The sequence below is a fragment of the Streptomyces griseus subsp. griseus genome (assembly GCF_000720255.1).
GTDB lineage: Bacteria > Actinomycetota > Actinomycetes > Streptomycetales > Streptomycetaceae > Streptomyces > Streptomyces griseus_I.
Map to the genome: position 1 here is coordinate 1 of NZ_JOJE01000173.1, position 755 is coordinate 755.

The 755-nt window shown below is 71.0% G+C and carries 1 pseudogene; it reads left to right on the forward strand.

The window, feature by feature from the left end:
- A pseudogene (locus IG99_RS47300) lies at positions 1–679 on the forward strand (transposase); the annotation flags it as partial.
- Positions 680–755 lie beyond the last annotated feature (76 nt).

Consider the following 755-nt stretch of genomic DNA (forward strand, 5'->3'; position numbering starts at 1 on the left):
TGGTTGTTGGCGGGTAAGAACGCCCCGGACACCGACGGACAGGTCACCGTCGACCTCGACGGCGTCCTCGTGATCGCGCACTCCGACAAGCAGGACGCGGCCGCGACCTGGAAGAAGACCTACGGCCATCACCCCCTGACGGCCTTCGTCGACCACGGACCGGGCGGAACCGGAGAGGCTGTCGCCACCCTCCTCAGGCCGGGGAACGCTGGCTCCAACACCGCTGCCGACCACATCGCCACCGCCCAACTGGCCCTCGCCCAACTACCGAAGCAGCCTGGACCCCGGCCGTCGAGGCCGACGGTGAGGCCCGTGACGGGGCCTGGATCGCCGAGCTCACCGGCAAGCTCCTTCACGGCTGGCCCAAGGGCATGCGGCTCATCGTCCGAAAGGAACGCTCCCATCCTGGCGCTCAGTTGAGGATCACGGACGCGGACGGCATGCGGATCACGTGCTTCGCGACCAACACCACCGGCCGGCCGATCGCCACATGCTCGCCCTCACCGGCCGGGCGAGGCTCTGGGAACCGCGTCGCCTGCGGTTCCGCCTGTTCTCCGCAGCCGGCCAGCTCGCCACCACCGGCCGGCGCAGGATCCTTCGCCTCGCCCGGCACTGGCCCTGGACCTGCGAGATCACCGCCGCCCTTGAACGGCTCGCGCTCCTGCCCGACCCCGGCTGACCAGCAACCCACCGTCCCTGCGACAGCATCACCCGCCCCGGGCAGTGGAACCCGGCGCCCACCCGACGCGACAGCC